The 2,016-nt window shown below is 33.8% G+C and carries 2 protein-coding genes; one reads left to right on the top strand and one right to left on the bottom strand.

Features of this window, described 5'->3' with window-relative positions:
- Nucleotides 1–23: 23 nt before the first annotated feature.
- Nucleotides 24–584: a hypothetical protein gene (locus tag A5294_RS06245; RefSeq protein WP_064340724.1), complete on the top strand. Its 561-nt coding sequence runs from the start codon at nt 24–26 to the stop codon at nt 582–584.
- A gap of 113 nt (nt 585–697) precedes the next feature.
- On the opposite strand, the gene A5294_RS06240 is transcribed toward A5294_RS06245, so the two are convergent.
- Nucleotides 698–1,948, bottom strand: coding sequence for a DUF6591 domain-containing protein (locus A5294_RS06240; RefSeq protein ID WP_082851894.1), 1,251 nt, complete (start codon nt 1,946–1,948; stop codon nt 698–700).
- Nucleotides 1,949–2,016 lie beyond the last annotated feature (68 nt).

Genomic DNA, 2,016 nt, shown 5'->3' with positions numbered 1-2,016 from the left:
AAGTAGTTTTATAGGTAGGGAATATGAAAAAAATAAAAATTCACCAGATTATTAATCTTATTTTTAGCGGCATTGCTTTAATTGGATTGCTTCTGCCATATTCTTCATCGTACGGAGAATACAGGAATTTTTTGACATCAAATCCAGACATCTTGTTTGCAAAAGAAATAGGTTTTAAAAATATTGACGCTGTCGATTTATCGATGTTAGAAAATCTTAGGTTATATTTCTGTCTTGCTAATAATTCTCATGGAAATGACTGGCTCAAGAATGAAGCAATAATAAATGTTGTTCTCATAATTGCACTAATCGCATCTATACTTCTTATACTATTGTTTACACTTTTAAATAAGCCTGTTGCAAATATTGTATTTGCACTCATCTTGGCAGCTGCATCACTTCTTATGAATTATGACGCAGTAAGCCGTCATGCACTTCCTTCAGATAATTATACTTTTGGCTTTACATATTACCTTTATACGCCGTTGGCAGTGGCTGTAATAGTTTGCTCAATAGTTGGAATTGTCATAAAAAAGAAAGAAAAGAAAGCTGCAAGACTTTCAAATTTTGCACATGCAAAATAAGAGTAAACAAAATTGTAAATTGTAAGCAGTTTACAAAATAATTGTAGGGGTCAATATTTTAGAACATTGACCCCTACTATTATCGCTACATTTGCAAACAAATATAGTTAATACTATTTAGACACAGCTATAAGTTTCTTAGAAACTCTCGCTTGAACATCAACATAATAATTAAGCTCATCAGAGTTCAAATCTTTGCTATGCCAATTGTTGAACTTTTTTACTGCATCATTATATTTATCTAAATACGCAGAGTACTCATTAAGAATAGTCTTATCAGTTGGATTTTTCTTATACTTTTTCATGAACGCAACATATTCGTCCATAACTGTTTCATAGCTATCCATTGCCGCTTTGAAATCACTACGCAATCCATTAACAAGCTTCGTGTTAGTTTTAGGTTTTGGTTCAGCTTTTGGAGTAGCTTGCTTTGGAGCAGCCTTTGCGGCATCTTTCTTCGCATCAGACTTATTGGAATCATCACTGTCTTTAGGATTGTTGGCTGGAGCACTGATGCCAATGCTCATAATATTATTGCCTTCGTATTTTAATGACAAATGCCAGCCTGAATTATTGTACGCATAGTACCAATCATCTCCCTTACTATAATTAACTGTAAAACCTTTATCAGAGCAAGCTTTCACATATTTCTCATAATCTTCCATACTGGTGTTGCCAATATAAACTACGAAGCTATCCTCATTTTCGTAGGAGAACTTTCCGAATATAGATTTTGGTACAGGCAATTGATTAGCTGCTTTACTCGATGGCCAAGTAATTGGAGACATTTCCATCGGCGCATTCAGCGCGATACTTAGCTGATTATTGCTTTCATAACGAAGCAATTTTAATTTATAGCCTTCACTGTTATAAGAAGAATATTCTGTAGAATCAGTTTTTGAATCTACAGTAAATCCTTTATCCTTGCAAGCTTTAATATAATCATTAAACTGTTTGGCAGAAATATTGTTTATATCAACATTCATTTCTTCAGAAGAGTTTTCAATGATTTTACCCATGTTAGATGGAGGATTTGGCAATTCTGAGCCTAAAACCATCTCATTCCAATTAATAACAACGCCGTTATCTAATTTTTTAATATTCAAGAATCCGCATATTGTAACAACAATTATTATTATGCTGACTAAATAAAACCAAAATCTTTTATAAATTGGCTTTTTCTTTTTGGCATGCATGCTGCCATAACCTGTAGCTGCTGGAACAGTGAGATTCTGTTGCGGCGGCGGAACAGGAATATTTTGCTCAAAAGTCGAAGCTGCTGTTGATTGTTCGACCTTTAATTTTGATCCGCAGTATGGGCAGAAGTCATTCCAAGACTCCATTCCGCAACTTGTACATTTCATACATCATCTCCTAACAATATTGATACGAACATATCATGAAAATGCATCTCATGCTTTGCTATAAATAA

This window comes from Gardnerella sp. 30-4 (genome assembly GCF_001641215.1).
Taxonomy (GTDB): domain Bacteria; phylum Actinomycetota; class Actinomycetes; order Actinomycetales; family Bifidobacteriaceae; genus Bifidobacterium; species Bifidobacterium leopoldii.
The sequence above is the reverse complement of the archived record's forward strand: the minus strand, read 5'-3'. Positions and strand labels throughout refer to the sequence as shown.